Source organism: Bacillus sp. B15-48 (assembly GCF_016879755.1).
Classification (GTDB): domain Bacteria; phylum Bacillota; class Bacilli; order Bacillales; family Cytobacillaceae; genus Mesobacillus_B.
The window spans coordinates 1-15951 of record NZ_WOFU01000003.1 but is presented as its reverse complement, the minus strand read 5'-3'; the positions used below and the strand labels follow the sequence as shown (position 1 = coordinate 15951).

Annotated in this window: 19 protein-coding genes, 1 rRNA gene and 1 riboswitch; of the genes, 13 read left to right on the top strand and 7 right to left on the bottom strand. The window is 36.0% G+C overall.

The features are described 5' to 3' along the window. Positions 1–72 precede the first annotated feature (72 nt). From GNT69_RS10445 to GNT69_RS10430, 4 genes are read left to right on the top strand one after another with little or no spacing between them, the layout of a single operon-like run. Entirely contained in the window at positions 73–1341 is a 1269-nt protein-coding gene (locus GNT69_RS10445; protein WP_203554932.1) for an FtsK/SpoIIIE domain-containing protein, read from the top strand. Beyond that, on the top strand, positions 1283–1858 hold the full coding sequence (locus tag GNT69_RS10440; RefSeq protein WP_203554931.1) for a replication-relaxation family protein: 576 nt from the start codon (positions 1283–1285) through the stop codon (positions 1856–1858). Before GNT69_RS10445 ends, GNT69_RS10440 begins: the two co-directional genes overlap by 59 nt. A gap of 12 nt (positions 1859–1870) precedes the next feature. Then, a complete protein-coding gene (locus GNT69_RS10435) occupies positions 1871–2110 on the top strand; it encodes a hypothetical protein (protein WP_203554930.1) in 240 nt (79 codons plus the stop codon). Position 2111: 1 nt separating this feature from the next. Continuing rightward, positions 2112–2531, top strand: coding sequence for a hypothetical protein (locus GNT69_RS10430; protein WP_203554929.1), 420 nt, complete (start codon positions 2112–2114; stop codon positions 2529–2531). A gap of 930 nt (positions 2532–3461) precedes the next feature. On the opposite strand, the gene GNT69_RS10425 is transcribed toward GNT69_RS10430, so the two are convergent. Next, entirely contained in the window at positions 3462–4280 is an 819-nt protein-coding gene (locus GNT69_RS10425; protein ID WP_203554928.1) for a GDSL-type esterase/lipase family protein, read from the bottom strand. A 414-nt stretch (positions 4281–4694) separates the two neighbouring features. Between GNT69_RS10425 and sigH the strand changes: the two genes are divergently transcribed. Further along, positions 4695–5345: an RNA polymerase sporulation sigma factor SigH gene (gene sigH, locus GNT69_RS10420; protein WP_343206478.1), complete on the top strand. Its 651-nt coding sequence runs from the start codon at positions 4695–4697 to the stop codon at positions 5343–5345. Positions 5346–5405: 60 nt separating this feature from the next. Here sigH and GNT69_RS10415 read toward each other — a convergent pair whose 3' ends face one another. Then, the gene (locus tag GNT69_RS10415) at positions 5406–5642 is read right to left on the bottom strand and encodes a helix-turn-helix domain-containing protein (protein WP_203554927.1); all 237 of its coding nucleotides are present in this window, start codon (positions 5640–5642) and stop codon (positions 5406–5408) included. 223 nt (positions 5643–5865) lie between these two features. Further along, positions 5866–5972, top strand: a riboswitch (TPP riboswitch). Between the two features lie 83 nt (positions 5973–6055). Between GNT69_RS10415 and thiM the strand changes: the two genes are divergently transcribed. Genes thiM through thiE form a run of 3 tightly spaced genes read left to right on the top strand, consistent with a single transcriptional unit; the run spans position 6056 to position 8375 of the window. Continuing rightward, entirely contained in the window at positions 6056–6871 is an 816-nt protein-coding gene (gene thiM / locus GNT69_RS10410) for a hydroxyethylthiazole kinase (protein ID WP_203554926.1), read from the top strand. Further along, positions 6861–7670, top strand: coding sequence for a bifunctional hydroxymethylpyrimidine kinase/phosphomethylpyrimidine kinase (gene thiD / locus GNT69_RS10405; protein WP_203554925.1), 810 nt, complete (start codon positions 6861–6863; stop codon positions 7668–7670). Before thiM ends, thiD begins: the two co-directional genes overlap by 11 nt. A 27-nt stretch (positions 7671–7697) precedes the next feature. Further along, positions 7698–8375: a thiamine phosphate synthase gene (gene thiE, locus GNT69_RS10400; RefSeq protein WP_203554924.1), complete on the top strand. Its 678-nt coding sequence runs from the start codon at positions 7698–7700 to the stop codon at positions 8373–8375. 99 nt (positions 8376–8474) lie between these two features. Here thiE and yhfH read toward each other — a convergent pair whose 3' ends face one another. After that, positions 8475–8591, bottom strand: a complete 117-nt coding sequence (yhfH, locus tag GNT69_RS10395) for a protein YhfH (protein ID WP_203554923.1) — start codon at positions 8589–8591, stop codon at positions 8475–8477. A gap of 357 nt (positions 8592–8948) precedes the next feature. Between yhfH and GNT69_RS10390 the strand changes: the two genes are divergently transcribed. The 3 genes from GNT69_RS10390 (at position 8949) to GNT69_RS26175 (ending at position 11288) form a co-directional block, all read left to right on the top strand. Continuing rightward, positions 8949–10706 carry a solute carrier family 23 protein gene (locus GNT69_RS10390; protein WP_203554922.1) on the top strand — a complete coding sequence of 586 codons (1758 nt, stop codon included), beginning with the start codon at positions 8949–8951 and terminating at the stop codon, positions 10704–10706. A gap of 23 nt (positions 10707–10729) precedes the next feature. Further along, a complete protein-coding gene (locus GNT69_RS10385) occupies positions 10730–11086 on the top strand; it encodes an ArsR/SmtB family transcription factor (RefSeq protein WP_203554921.1) in 357 nt (118 codons plus the stop codon). Between the two features lie 88 nt (positions 11087–11174). Beyond that, on the top strand, positions 11175–11288 hold the full coding sequence (locus GNT69_RS26175) for a phosphoenolpyruvate carboxylase (protein WP_203555432.1): 114 nt from the start codon (positions 11175–11177) through the stop codon (positions 11286–11288). Positions 11289–11355: 67 nt separating this feature from the next. Here the strand turns inward: GNT69_RS26175 and GNT69_RS10375 are convergent, their stop codons facing one another. Beyond that, a complete protein-coding gene (locus tag GNT69_RS10375) occupies positions 11356–11484 on the bottom strand; it encodes a DUF6254 family protein (RefSeq protein WP_239094195.1) in 129 nt (42 codons plus the stop codon). A 166-nt stretch (positions 11485–11650) separates the two neighbouring features. Then, entirely contained in the window at positions 11651–11929 is a 279-nt protein-coding gene (locus tag GNT69_RS10370; protein ID WP_203554920.1) for a hypothetical protein, read from the bottom strand. A 162-nt stretch (positions 11930–12091) separates the two neighbouring features. On the opposite strand from GNT69_RS10370, the gene GNT69_RS10365 reads away from it, so the two are divergent. Beyond that, on the top strand, positions 12092–13183 hold the full coding sequence (locus GNT69_RS10365) for a CAP domain-containing protein (RefSeq protein ID WP_239094161.1): 1092 nt from the start codon (positions 12092–12094) through the stop codon (positions 13181–13183). A 63-nt stretch (positions 13184–13246) separates the two neighbouring features. On the opposite strand, the gene GNT69_RS10360 is transcribed toward GNT69_RS10365, so the two are convergent. Both GNT69_RS10360 and GNT69_RS10355 read right to left on the bottom strand, forming a co-directional pair. Beyond that, positions 13247–13444, bottom strand: coding sequence for a hypothetical protein (locus GNT69_RS10360; RefSeq protein ID WP_203554919.1), 198 nt, complete (start codon positions 13442–13444; stop codon positions 13247–13249). Between the two features lie 296 nt (positions 13445–13740). Then, positions 13741–15222: a potassium/proton antiporter gene (locus GNT69_RS10355; RefSeq protein ID WP_239094160.1), complete on the bottom strand. Its 1482-nt coding sequence runs from the start codon at positions 15220–15222 to the stop codon at positions 13741–13743. 620 nt (positions 15223–15842) lie between these two features. Between GNT69_RS10355 and GNT69_RS10350 the strand changes: the two genes are divergently transcribed. Then, positions 15843–15951: ribosomal RNA gene (locus GNT69_RS10350) — 16S ribosomal RNA — on the top strand; the annotation flags it as partial.

Below are 15951 nucleotides of genomic sequence, written 5' to 3'. Positions count from 1 at the left end.
CATCTTTTCTTGCATTCGTTTTCCCTGCAACTATTACTACGTAATATTAAATTTTCAAGGTGGTGCTGCGTTTTGTTATTTGAGATCGTTTCAACTGTTTTCATGGGAGGCTTAGCTGGATACGCTTATCTTCAAAAAAGTGGATCACCAACAAATGATGCGGATAAAATTAAAAAAATCTTCTCTAATTCTTCCTGGAACGTCAAAGGTGAAACTATTCATCTCAAGAGAAAAAGAAAAATCGAAGGGGGAATTGAGTACGTTTACCAAGTGCCTTTAGGATTTGACCGAACAAAGTTAGAAGAAAACAAACATGTATTGGAGGACGGCTTAAACATCCGGCATAAATATTTGGAATTTGAACCTAGAGACTTATTAAAGATCAAATGGGATAAGACGGCATTAAAACAAATTATCAACATCCTTACCACTAAAAAGATAAGTCGGAAGGAAATAGAATTTGAGTTTGATGGAATGCTAAAAATACGGGTTTATAACGAAAAGATGAAGGATCGTTACGACTGGAATGAAAGTTATTTAAAGCAAGGCTCTTGGTCCGTGTCAATCGGTGTCACTCGCCATGGGGTTGTAAGACATGATTTTGATGAACATAAGCATTTAATCATAGCTGGTGCCTCGGGGTATGGAAAAAGTGTCATATTAAAACTCATCGTTACCTCTCTGGTGTTGCAAATGCCTAATGACGTAAAATTGCATTTAATTGACTTGAAGGGAGGATCTGCTTTCCAACGGTTCAAAAACTTAAAGCAAACAACCCATTTCACACGTGAACCGAAGGAAGCAAAGGAAATCCTTGACGCTATTCAAAAAGAAATGAATCAAACTTATCAAGACATTGTGGACCAAGGTTATGAGGACATAAAGGAATCCGGGAGAAAAGAACGTCATTTTATTATTATCGATGAAGCAGCTGACATTGCCGATGATAAAGATTGTATGGAAATTGTAACTGACATCGCCCGAAGGGGAAGAGGCGGCGGTTATTATCTCATTTATAGCACTCAGTACCCTTCTGCACAGGCGATTCCACAACAGACAAAAAGAAACATACCAAGTCGATTCTGTTTTGTTTTAGATGATGCCACAGCATCCAATACTGCACTAGGTCAAACGGGAGCTGAGGAATTGCCTTTAATACCAGGTAGAGGGATTTATAAAAATGTGAAAAGTCAGGTTGTTCAAACGCCTTTCATTTCTAATAAACAGATTAAAAAATGCATTGGTCCACACATCACCTTTAATCCTAGAAAGGAGGATTCCGATGAACATCGAGAAGGAAAACAGGATAGATCAAATTCTTTTGAGTTTGAAGAGATGTGACTACCTAACCAGAGACCAGCTGCAAAGAATGCACGATCTAGGTCAAACTCGAAATGCTCAAAGGGTTCTTAGCGACATGTCGGAATACCTAACCTATTTTAATGAGGGCAGAAAGAAAGTGTACTATCTTAATGCTGCAGGTCGTGATCGTGTTCATGCTGAAAAAGTACGGAAAAAAACAGCGATGGTCAATCATTTCTTGATGCGAAATGACCTGTTTATTCATCTTGGCAGGCCATCTACATGGAAAAACGAAGTGAAAATCTCCATAAACAACCTTTCTATAATTGCCGACGCAACATTCACCTCTAACAAACTCCACCATTTTATCGAAGTTGATTATAAACAATCGATGAGTAACAATACCGCGAAAATAAGACGCTACAAACAACTTGCTGCCATTAATCCTAACTTTGCTTTGATATGGGTAACAGCAACGCCTTACCGGAAAAAGAGAATCGAAACCTTATGTGAAGGGCTAAAGGGAAAAGTCTTTCTTTGGGATGATATTAAATAGGGAGGACTATCTATGTCTAAATTAGGTCAGAACTTACTTGATGGTTACAATAGATTCGCAGATGTGATTGTTGGTTGGGAGGTAGAGCAAATAAACAAAATGTTGGTAGATATGCTGCAATGGACATTTATCAACATGGATTTATGGCTGCCGTTGTCGTGGTTTGTCATGCTGTACTTATTTAGGCCAACCAAACCCTTTGTGATTGGCACTGGAATACTTGGTATTTTACTCTTTTTGAGGGGGCTTTAAAATGAGAACAGAAGTGATTAGCTTTAATGAGTTTGTAACGGATGGATATAAGGGTGGTAATAGTACAAAGTACAAAAAAGGTAATTTAAAGGAATTACTAAAGGCATCTGTTACCATTCCATTTGTTTGGGATGCATTAAAAGGTTCAAAAACATTTGCACGAGAAGCTGTAGAAGTCGGAACGGTGCCACAAGCTACAAAAGAAAGCATTCTGCATGCATTCGATCCGTTAATTGAACTGATGATTGATTTAGCTTTACCGATCGCAGGGGTAATGATAACAGGAGGGGCGTTGCTCATTTTAATAGGGCAGAAAGACAAGGGCTTTCAACTAATCCTTAACTCAAGCCTGGGCTATTGTTTGGTGCAACTAACCCCTTTACTTTTAAAATTATTGGAACAAGTCGGAAAATCAATATAAAAAAAAGAACCCCAATTGGGGCAGAGTTGGGGTAGAATTTCACCATTATTGTTCAAAAAAGTTCCGAAATCAATAAACTCTATCCTGTAAACCGTTGATATAATCGGATTTTACCCTACCTAATCCCCGGGCAACTTTTTAACCCCATCCGTTTCCTAAACTGTAGGTCGGGGGTTCGAATCCCTTCTGGGACGTCTAATAAATGGTATATAACTCGCAATATATCATCGTTTTAAGCCTTCGAGTGAAACGGTCTATGTGCGGTCAACTCACTAAATATGACCGAAAATGGATCTTCCACTGGGAGGCTTTTGTATTTCTCTAAAATGTGAATAAATGGACTTAAACTAAGGAGCAGTACTTAAACATGTATATTAATGATCGATTAGGAGAAAATACCTGTATCTTTGAGTTTACATAAGGGTGTGGGTATATTGGGGAAAGTTACTCTAAGAATTTTTGCCTTGGTCGGTCTGTTTTTATTTCCATTTGCTTTTAGAAAGAAACCAATTAAAGATTGGATCATTGTTTGACAGGTAGGTACTTAAACTTGATTAAATGACACAAGTGGTGGAAATGGTATCATACCTTCATTTCAATGAATATTAAATTTATAGTTATAAGAGTGTTTATTGAATTAATAAGAGTAAATAAGGAAAAATAGGCGCAATACTAAAATTAGTTTGTTAAGAGGTAAGTTTAAGTTATTGTTCTTGAAGGGTGCTAAGAAGAAGAAAAAATGCTCAGAGAAAATCTGAGCTTTTTGTGTTTATCGCGGATTAACAGGCAGCAATACCCCTGCTATAATTTTAAGATGAATATTAAAAGTGGAGCGGACAATCGTTCGCTTGCCGCTGAATCATAGTAAGAGATAATATGCTGCGAGTAAAACAGGAAATCGCGTGAATCCAAAAGCACAACCTTATGTCCTTAGACTGCTTGTCTACGAAATTCCTTGGAAAATTGTTTTAATAATTGTTTTGTTATCGCAGCATACCCTGCTGGATTTGGATGGACGCCATCTTGTGAAAGGTTTTGTTGATTTTTGCTATTTATGACTTTTGTTGTTTGCACAACAAGTGATGAAGGCGTTTCTTTAGCTATTTCATAGATCTTTATATTCCATTTCGATAATAAGCTTTCGGCAACACGAGCCAATTGATGTTCTGCAGGCAATGGATTGTATAACTCTAAGAGAACAATCGTAACATTAGGATTGATTTTTTTGATTTTATTAATAGTACTTGTCAAATTTTTCGTAAAAGTCGACTGCAGTGTATTAAATGACTTTACTGCCTCATAATAATCTTTTTTTCGTGCAGTTTTAAGAACATCATTGCCTCCGATATTGATTGTAATAATATCCGAATTAGCAATTTCTTGATCGTAAACTCCATCGTGAATGAGCTTATGTAAGTCCGTACTTGTCATACCATTTTTCCCCTTATTGTTATAATGAACGGTTTTATTTATCTCCTCCCCTAATTGGTTAGAGAAGTTGTAGACAAAGTTCTCTTTCTCACCTACACCAAACCCATGTATGATGGAATCACCAAGTGCTAGATGGTAAATGTCTTCCTTTTTGGATTGCCGGTAATAATCTAAGTATGTTTCTTTACTAAAGTCTTTGCCAACTGCCATACTTTCCCTCTTGAGCTTATTGATTTGATATTGAGGGGAATAAATCCATCCTCCAACACTAACTACTAGAATCAACGCGCAGATTAGTAAATATTTTAATCCTTTCATGATGAAAATCTCTCCTTCATATCCAGTATTATATCAAGGGAAATTTAACTAATACCTAGGTAGTATTTTCCACTAAAAGTAAAATCATTCGGAAAATGAATCGTTTTTTTTAATGGTAAGCGAAGAACGTAATGGAAGAGGGATTAAAATTATTTGGAAAGAAAAATGAATTTATTCTTTGAATCATTCAAAAAGTTTCGACAAATGTGATTTAAATTATTCAGTTAATGCGCATAATCGAATGATTTTGCTATCAAATCGTGACAAATTTACGAATCATGTAAAAAAAAGTCGATATTTTTAAATTTCTTTTATTGACCGTCTGCGATACTATTAAATATATGTAAGGTGTTCAATCCTTTACTGGAATAGTTGGGAACATCAAGAAAAATATATTTGTCGGAGGTTAACAATGTGAGTGTGGTCACCAGAGAAAAGCTGATGCAAAATTATACTGAAATGAATGATGAAATTTTGGTCCAGCTGTTCCAAGACGGCGATGGGGATGCATCGGAAATATTGATGAAGCGTTATAGGAGTTTTGTTCGAGCAAAGGCTAGTAGATACTTTTTAATTGGCGGTGAAAAAGAAGACATCATCCAGGAAGGAATGATCGGATTGTACAAAGCAATTCGTGACTTTAATGTGGACAAGCTTTCGTCATTTAAAGCGTTTGCAGAACTATGTATCACTAGACAAATCATTACTGCAGTCAAATCAGCTACACGGCAAAAGCATACCCCTCTAAACTCCTACATTTCTCTTAACAAGCCGATTTATGAAGAGGAGTCCAATCATACGTTGCTTGATGTTATTACTGGACCAAAGGAAAATGACCCGATGCAATTAATTATTGATCAGGAAAAAGCCAATGATTTGGAGAAAAAAATGTCTGAACGGTTAAGTGATTTGGAACGTCGAGTATTAGAATTGCATATTGCAGGTCACTCATATGTTGAGATTTCAAAAAACGTTAATACACATGTGAAATCAATTGACAACGCACTGCAACGAATCAAAAGAAAAATGGAACGCTATCTGGAAAAGAAGGAAGTTATTCTTTAATTTTATAATTGGTAGAAAGTGAGAGGGAGTTGCATAAGCAGCTCTTTTTTATTGTAAGGATTATATAAATGGTGGAGCTCCCTCTCCAAAGTTTTTAATAATTGCGGTAATGGATTGGATTTGATTCTCATCAAGGTCAAATGCATCTTTAATTTTCTCTTCTAGGTTTTCAGTTACTCTTCTTTTGCCAACTTCTACAAGTGCAATTAATGCGAAACTACAGTTCACGATTTTAGCAAAGTCTCTTTGATTCAAATTATAACTTTTCCTTAAAAATTTAATAAACTCTTTGTTCAATCACTACACCTCTTTAAATAGTAGAAATAATTTACCACCTATACTAATAATTAACCTATATTAATAGCATTGTCAAAATGTTTTTATTAATAATCTCAATGTTTTAATAAAAAAGAGAGAGTTAGTTTAATAGCGTTTTTTGATTATAATAATTCATATTTTTTTCTAAAGTTAAAATTGTTCGTAACTTCTTCATATAATTATGATAAAATAAGGTTGATTAGAACACTACTAGGGGTGCCCTTTCTATGGGCTGAGAAGAAAGATGAATTCTAACCCTTTGGACCTGACCTGGGTAATACCAGCGTAGGAAAGTAGTCAAAAATGAGTTTACCTTATTTTTGCTATTTAAACCAGGTCCGGTAGGGGCCTGGTTTTTTGTGTTTTACGGCTTAGTTATAAGGAGGTTACACATGAAGTTAGGAGCAACTTTAGATAAAGTAAGACAAGAGAACCCTCTGATTCATAATATCACAAATGTGGTAGTAACAAATTTTACTGCTAACGGGTTATTAGCGCTCGGAGCTTCACCAGTGATGGCATATGCAGTTGAGGAAGTGGCTGAAATGGCGAAAATGGCTGATGCGCTCGTTTTAAATATTGGGACTTTAGATCCGCAAAAGGTTGATTCTATGCTAATCGCTGGAAAGGCAGCAAATGAACGTGGCATCCCTGTAATTCTTGATCCAGTTGGAGCTGGAGCCACTAGTTTTCGTACTCAATCTGCAAAGAAAATTTTAGAAGAGGTACGCATAGGAGTCATCCGGGGAAATGCCGCGGAAATCGCCAATGTTGCTGGACAAAATTGGGCAATTAAAGGGGTGGATGGCGGTGTTGAACAAGGTAACGTTATCGAGTTAGCTCAGAATACCGCTAGAGAATTAGGGAATGTTGTAGTCATAACAGGGAAAGAAGATGTTGTTTCTAATGGAACAATCACGAATATTGTCAAAAATGGCCATCCGCTCTTGACAAAAGTGACTGGAACAGGTTGTCTATTAAGTTCTGTTATCGGTGCATTTACTGCAGTTGAGCAAGATATTATTTTAGCAACAACGACAGCATTAGCGTTTTACGGGGTAGCAGCTGAAAAAGCGGCATTTTTAGCGAATGGTGCTGGTCCGGGCAAATTTCAAATGGAATTTTTAAACCAACTGGCACTTGTGTCAGCCGGTGTGATAGAGAATGAAGCTGTTATTATTAATGGAGGTGCAACAAATGCAAATTAACAAAGCGTTAACAATCGCAGGGTCAGATAGTGGTGGTGGAGCAGGGATACAAGCAGATTTAAAAACATTCCAAGAACTGGGTGCTTTTGGGATGACAGCGTTAACAGCAGTAACGGCACAAAACACACTTGGTGTACAAGATGTTTTCCCACTAACTACTGAAATGGTTCAAAAACAAATGACATCCATTGGGGATGATATCGGTGTTGATGCATTAAAAACTGGAATGTTATTTAATGCAGAAATTATCAAAGTTGTTGCTGAGACGATTCGTAAATACAAGTGGGAAAAACTTGTCGTTGATCCGGTAATGATTGCAAAAGGTGGGGCATCATTGTTGCAACAACAAGCCGTTGCTGCATTGAAATCCGAATTATTGCCTTTAGCGATGGTTATCACACCAAATATTCCCGAAGCAGAGGTACTTACAGGGATGGAAATTAAAAGCAACGAAGATAAACAGGATGCTGCGAAAAGACTATATCAAATGGGCGTCAAATTCGTCATTATTAAAGGTGGCCATGATGATAATTCATTAGAATCATGTGATTATTTATATGATGGAAAGCAAATGACTATATTTCGTAGTCCAAGAATAAAAACGAAAAACACACATGGAACAGGTTGTACATTTTCTGCTGCGATTACAGCAGAACTGGCTAAAGGCGCAAATGTTCAGGAAGCCGTTTCAACCGCTAAAAACTTTATTCAATCTGCGATTGAAAATCAACTTGATATTGGAAATGGACATGGACCGACAAACCATTGGGCTTATAAAAGCAAGGCATTGAATGTTTGATTGATTGAAAAAGTGAGGGGCTAGAATATGAACCGAATCGAAGCACAGAAAATGCGAGAATTTTTGAAGGTTTATTTTATTATGGGGAGTACCAACTGTAAGAAAGACCCAGATAAAGTATTAAAAGAGGCAATTGCAGGTGGGATAACAATCTATCAATTTCGGGAAAAGGGGATTAATGCATTAGACGGCAAAGATAAACTGGAACTGGCTTTTACACTTAGAGGGGTATGTAAAGAGCATAATATTCCATTCATTGTTAATGATGATATTGATCTGGCTCTAGCTGTTGATGCTGATGGAGTTCATATCGGTCAAGAAGATGATGTAGTGAATAGGGTACGGAAAAAAATTGGAGATAAGATTTTAGGAGTATCTGTTCATAACCTTCAGGAAGCGGAAGAAGCTCTACGTCGCGGTGCAGATTATTTTGGAGTAGGACCAATTTATCCAACAAGCACAAAAACGGATACAAACCCAGTGCAAGGAGTGTCCTTTCTAAAGAAATTAAGAGCTAAGGGATATACCGTGCCAATTGTTGGGATAGGAGGAATAACTGTAGAAAATGCTTCAGCTGTAACAGAAGCGGGAGCAAATGGAGTTTCGGTAATTACTGCCTTAACGAATGCAATTAATATTACTCATGAGGCAAAGAAATTAGCAGAGGAAGCTTCTGTAGGATTAAACAAGGCCGCATCAAAATGACAATTAGTGATTGTAAATTAGAAAAATCCATCAAAAAATGACGTGTTCAATGATACACGTCATTTTTTTTGATATTTTTTTTATTATCAAACTATAAAGCTATTCTTCATGTTTGCTCATGCAATGCTCACATTCAAAGTGAAGGGATTCATGCTTTTCCTTAAACTGGCTTCCACACTCACGGCATTCCTTAATAGTTGGGTTTAATTGAATCATTGTTAATTCCTCCATTCGATTTATTGTTAAACTCAGTGTACTATAACAGAAGGTAAAAATCAATACTGTTATATAGTTATTTTTTAATTTTTTTGATTTTATTGAATTCAACAAATTTAACCCTTAAGAAAAAGCTTGTTTCCCTTATAGAAATTCCGCCATCAGATTTAAATCATCCACGTATGTTCTTGTATTTCCTGAAAAAACGCGTCGTAAATTTTTTTAACATGAATTAGATAATAACGGTGTTTTCGATGGAATTCTTTTGACAAGAGATAGAAAACAGTGTAAATTCATATAATAGTATATTCAAATAATCAGATATACATATCATAAGTGAACGGAGGAACTGTTTCTGTGTGGCAAAAGAGGTTTTTTCGAGGGCGGTATCAAGGTTATTCCCTACAAGCGCTTCAGAAAGATTTAGTTTCAGGGATTATTGTTGGAGTGATTGCGATTCCATTAGGGATGGCTTTTGCGATTGCATCAGGCGTTAAACCAGAATATGGAATCTATACAACGATCATTGCGGGGATTTTAATTTCCTTATTTGGTGGCTCAAAATATCAAATTGGAGGACCTACTGGGGCATTTATACCTATTCTATTTGGGATTGTTATGACTTATGGATTTGAAAACTTATTAATAGCAGGATTTTTAGCGGGTATTATTTTAGTTTTGATGGGAGTTTTTAAATTAGGCTCGCTAATCAAATTTATTCCTAAACCTGTAACGATCGGTTTTACGGCTGGAATTGCTGTGATTATTTTTACTGGGCAAATTGCTAATTTTCTTGGTCTGAAAGGTGTCAAACAACATGAATTGTTTATTGATAATATGAAGGAGATCATTGGAAATATTGGAACAATAAACTTCTTTAGTATTTTAACTGCAGTGATTTGTTTGATAACTATTTTACTCACACCAAAGGTTTTACCGAAAATCCCCGGACCATTAATTGGATTAATTTTTTCGACTTTGGTAGCAACTTTTTTATATCCAGGGCAAGTAGCAACAATTGGTTCAACCTATGGAGAGATCTCTAACACTTTACCGAAATTATCTTTTCCGGAAATTACATTTGAAAAAATACAGCAGCTAATACGTCCGGCATTTGTCATTGCCATCCTCGGTGCCATTGAATCTTTATTGTCTGCGGTAGTCGCAGATGGAATGACAAATAGTAAACATAATAGTAATCGGGAATTAGTCGGGCAAGGGATTGCTAATATGGTTACGCCTTTATTCGGTGGAATTCCTGCAACAGGAGCCATAGCAAGAACAGCAACAAACATTAAAACTGGAGCTTTCTCCCCATTATCTGGTGTCATACACGGAATTGTTGTATTATTGATTTTATTGCTATTTGCAACATATGCATCAAAAATACCATTAGCAAGTATGGCGCCAATTTTAATGATTGTAGCCTGGAATATGAGTCAGCGCCGAATTTTTTATCATTTATTAAAAACAAAAACAGCAGATTCTTTCATTCTCGTGGTAACCTTTTTATTAACTGTCTTTGTCAATTTGACAGTGGCAGTGGAAGTTGGTCTTGTTTTAGCGGTAATCATTTTCACGAAGCGAATGAGTGATATAATGATTACAAGAAAAGTGTTGCCAAACCCTCTTGATAAACATAAAAAAGTGGATAGTAAAGTAGTCACTAATAGTCACGACTGTCCGCAAATTAGCATTTATAATATCGAGGGTCCGTTGTTTTTCGGTGCTGCTCAAACATTTGAGCAATCGATTATGAGTACAATTAATTATAAACCGAAAATTTTACTTTTAAGGATGGGGAAAGTCCCCTTTATGGATACAACTGGAGAAGCCAATTTTGCGAGTATTGTAAAACATTTTTCCCACCATGGAATCGTGTTGATTTCAGGTATCCAACAACAACCTAAAGAGTTGCTACAAAAAACAGGTTTATACGATTATATTAAAGAAGAACATTTCTTTAATCACACTGGTGAAGCGATTAATTATGCGTTAAAACAAATCAATCAAAATAAATGTCTCGGATGTAAACATTTTGCATTTACGGAATGTGGTCATCTTTCAGGTGTGAAAAAAGAAGGTGCTAAAAAAGGTCCGGTATTTTCTAATTAATAGAGAAAGTGAGGAAATGTAGGTTGAATCTTGAAATGCAGCAATTTAAAGCGGATTTTTTTAAAGCTTTAGCTCACCCTCTGAGAATACGCATTCTTGAACTTCTATCAGAAGGTGATAAAAATGTAAATGAAATTAAAGGGCTAGTCGGCAGTGAGGGTTCTGCAGTTTCTCAACAATTAACCGTATTAAGAAATAAGAATATCGTAACTTGGATGAAAGAGGGAAACCAGGTGATATACTCCCTTAGAGATCCAATGATTATTGAATTACTTAGTGTAGCACGACAAATTTTTAATAATCATTTAGTTGATACCATTTCGATGTTAGATAAAATGAAAGAAGGTGAACAAGAATTAGAAAAGCAAACTGAAAATTGAACTGTAGGGTAAAAAACCAAGGACACTGTATATTTCATCGGTTTTTGTGAGCGAAGGTATGTACATTACGTTCGAAAAATTCTAATAACTGTATGAGTTAATTAGGCAGCTTCGTGAGAGAGATGTACCGAATGAAGAACTTATTACACAGGTTTTGTTAACCATTAATGGGGTCGCTGCAGGTATACGAAATACAGGATAATAACGAAGAAGTGCAACGAACTTTATGTTTAGTCGTTGCGCTTCTTTTTTTATACACAAAAAATTCCTTATTTATTATCGGGTGATTTTTTACCTTCTTTGGCTAATTGATCGAAGGATTTCACTTTTCCGTGTGGATTTTGTTCTTGTTTACGTTCTCTCCAAAATCTTTCTCGTTCTCGTTGTGATTGTGTCATTCCACTCTTCTCCTTTTCTAAAGTGTCAGTAATAGAATAATCCTTTGATGAGATTTTCATCCCTCCAGATTTTGTTTGGTCGCTAGATTGTCTCTTTGAATCGTAAGAAGTTCTTTAAAAAGAGTTATTTATCGCGAATAAAAAACCCCCATTTTAAAAATGGAGTTTAATAATTTTTCACCTGTTCATACATATGAATAAATTCCTCTGGGTTTGTTTTAATTTGGTAGGGATAGACACCTCGAATTGTATGCAAATATAAAAATCCATTTGTCGAAGAGATCGATTTAAAGGAAACATCGAGGACTTCATTCAAATTGAATTGATCTGTTGCACTAATGATTTTATTTTCATAAAGGATAAGTTCTTCCGTTATTTCAACCTTTTGTTGGACATTGTCTTCAATTTTCCGATGGACTTTGATATATGGTTGGGAGATTAGCATGAAAAACCACCTTTCTAAAAGGTTTTTGAAATCTTGTCTGTTAAATCTACATGAAGGCCTATATATTCGCAACATATTTGCCTCTTCTTATCATTATTTCCCACCTATATTTTTATTAAAAAAAATGAAAAATAAAGGAGAAATGAAAAGGAGGTATTCAAAATGTGGAGAAAAAAACTAACTCTGCTGACCGCGGGGATTTTAACGATTGGATTGACTGCCTGTAATGCAGACAATAATAATGCTGCGATGGACCCTAACTCTTCTGGAAGCTATGCAACAAATAATTATCGTCCATGGAGTTATGGAGAAAATGGTGATCAATATGGACTAAACACGTTTCAAGATCAAAATCAAATGAGGCCTCATACCACTGGAACAAGGGATGGGATCGATCACAATGGACCACTTACCGAAGATTACCAAAAAGAACCTGGTGATTTAGATTTTGGGACAAGGCGTGATTTTAACACTGCAAACTATGGCAGAGGAAATGGAATCGATAATTTTCGTACACGCACGAACACAAACAATCGATTTACTGATGAAGACTTAAATATCTCTAGTTTTAGTACAAATAGATCTAGCAAGGAATACCCACACACAAGAGCAATCTTGGTAAGAGAAGCAAAATATCAATATGTACCAACAAATAAAGATGGGCGTAAATGGCAACAAGGGCAAGAGCAGGCTGCACCTAACAAAGAACAGCAACCAGCCCAAAATGAAACGCAACAGGGGACACAGAATCAGCAGCAAGTAACACCGAATGAGGCTCGAGAAGAGGCGCAAAATCAGCAACAATCAACACCGAATCAAGCCCAACAGCCGCAACAAGAGCAGCAAACAGCACCTAAACAAGAAACAAATGCTGGAATTAGCCAAATTGCACAACAAGTCATTGATTTGACAAATGAGCAAAGAAAACAAAACGGATTGTCTCCTTTGCAAGCTGACACTCAATTAAATGGTGTTGCACAAAAGAAATCAGAAGATATGCAGCAAAATGGATACTTTTCACATACTAGTCCAACATATGGCTCACCTTTTGATATGATGCGTGATATGGGTGTTTCTTACAACACAGCGGGTGAAAATATTGCTCAAGGCCAACGGACACCTCAAGAAGTTGTTAAGGCATGGATGGATAGTCCGGGGCACCGCAAAAATATTTTAAGCCCAGATTTTACTCATATTGGTGTTGGATATACAGAAACTGGGCATCATTGGACACAAATGTTTATTGGAAAATAATGTTATATAGTGGAAATCTAAAATAAAAAACGTAATCCAAAGGATTACGTTTTTTGCATTTGATTAAATTTTTAATGGTAACCACTTTAATAATGGATGCTTATTTTTGTCAATTATTTTAATATCTTTCATTGATAACTTATGCTCATGATCAGCAATCCACTTTTTGACTTCTGCTTTGTCATTACAATGGGTATAGTATGTTTCTCCACCTTTACCAAGAGCGTTTATTACATACCTACAAGAAGAAGAGGTTCTCATAAGGCCCACCTTTTTCTATGATTATTTTAAATCATTATAACAAGTTTTTAGAAGAATGCTAGTGAATTTTTTGTCGAAATAATTATTTGTTTTTGCTCGGTCTCCAACTTGGAATTTAAGCCGAAACGAAGTATGTTATTTGAACTCGGAAATTTCCATTAGCCAATGCTTTACTGAATAGATGCAGACAATATCTAACTCTATTATATAACATTTAAAGATATTCATTAATAACATGTTCGTTAATTTTTAATAGGGCATTCATAAAGGTGGAGTAAATAATGATAGAAATTTCTTTATCCAACTTGTTCTGCTTTTTCTTTTTTCTTTTGTAACACCTGTTTAAGTTGCTTTTTATGTTTTCTAGAAGCAAGAATATACAAGAAATCTCCACCTTCAATAATTGTGTTTCCTGTAGGGGGGATTAATTTATCCTCTCGAATGATTGCGTTAACCAATGTGCCAGTTGGAAAAGGGATATCCAGTAAACTCATTCCGACAATTTCGGCATCCTCTTCCATTCTGTATTCTAGCATTTCTGCATCAGCTTTTCCGAGTGATATAAGTTCAAGGGTATGAGTAGGTTCTGATGCCTTCGACCCAATCAAATTTAATTTTTCAGCCAATGGAGTAATTGTAGAACCTTGGACTAAACAGCTAATTAAAACGACGAAAAATACAACATTAAACATCATTGCACTTCCCTCGATATTAGCAAGAAGCGGAAAAGTTGCTAGAACAATTGGAACTGCACCTTTGAGACCTGCCCAAGATAAGAAAAGTAGTTCTTTAAAAGTAAAATTCATTTTTATCGTCGATAGGAAAACAGCAACAGGTCTAGCAATGAAAATTAAAATCATTGAGATTAAAATACCGTTAATAAAATTGTCAACAGTGAAGAGCTGTCCTGGGAAAACGAGTAAACCGAGAATCACAAACATCATGATTTGCATCATCCAGGCAAACCCTTCTGAAAATCGAAAAATAGAATGGCGGTAAGCGATATCTGTGTTTCCGATGATGATTGCTGCAATATAAACTGCGAGAAGACCGCTTCCATTTAAAAAGGCAGTAACTCCATACGTGAGCAAAGCAAATGAAGTTGCAAATACGGGGTAAAGACCGCTAGAGTCAAGGTTGATATAGTTCAATGCCCAACCGGCTAACTTTCCGAAAATCAACCCTAATATGATACCTAAAACCATTTGAATAAGAAAAAAACCTATCATGGAAAAGATACTTGAACTTGGAACGGTAATCAGTTCAATCATGGCAACTGTTAAAAATACAGCCATTGGATCATTCGAACCAGATTCAGCTTCCAATGTGGCTCCAATCCTTGGTTTGATATTTTGTCCTTTTAATACTGCAAAAACAGCGGCAGCATCTGTAGACCCAACAATGGCTCCGAAAAGAATTGCTTCAAGCCAACCGAAATCAAGGATAAATTTAGCTGCGACAGCAACAAGAGTAGAGGTGATTAATACTCCGATCGTTGCCAGTGATAGTGAAGGAAGAATAACGGGCCTTAAAGTTGACCACTTTGTTTGGAGGCCGCCTTCAAATAAAATAACGACGAGTGCCAAAATCCCAATGAGTTGTGCAACTTTCACATTATCAAAATAAATGAAATTTCCTAGTACCATACCAACAATAATGAAGAGAACGAGTGAGGGTACACCTAAGTGAGAGGAGAATTTAGTGGTTAACACACCGACAATAAAAAGAATGCCAGCAAGTAAAACTAATGCATCCGAGTTAAAACCAAAATCATTCAATGGTATCGCCTCCTTGTCGTTAATCATCGAATTTAATGTAACTAAACTAAATTATAACATTTAATTATGTAACATAAAATTAAAAAGTCCTAGACGTTATAAAATTCAGTTAATTATGTTAAGTAAAAAAAGAGGAGAAATCACAAAATAAGTGTTGCGCATATTTTGAAGTGGTGTTATTCTGATATAACTGATTTGACAGAAGGATATTTGCTAACAACTTAGTGATCGCAAATATCTTTTTAAAAAAGTATTGACTGTACGACGAACTTATCGTATATTTAATACTCGTCATTAAAAACCACAGACATTTTTCGAAAAAATATTGACTTTGAAATATTGATGTGTTACATTAGTAGATGTCGCTTCTGGAGCGGTGTTGAAAGATTGTTCTTTGAAAACTAAACAAACAAGCGTCAACAAACAATATTTATCATGTTTCTTCTATTAATATAGTGAACATGAGCCAACGTTTTATTTTATGAGCTAAAGCTTACTCTTTATCACGCGTCAACGTTCAGTAATATTTCCGCCTAACGGCGAAAATAAACTGTCCGTAATCGCCTGATTGATTCGACTAACCATCACGGGGAAGAACGCCCCGCGACGGAAGTCTCATCTTATTGGAGAGTTTGATCCTGGCTCAGGACGAACGCTGGCGGCGTGCCTAATACATGCAAGTCGTACGAATCTGAAGGAGCTTGCTCCTGACGATTAGTGGCGGACGGG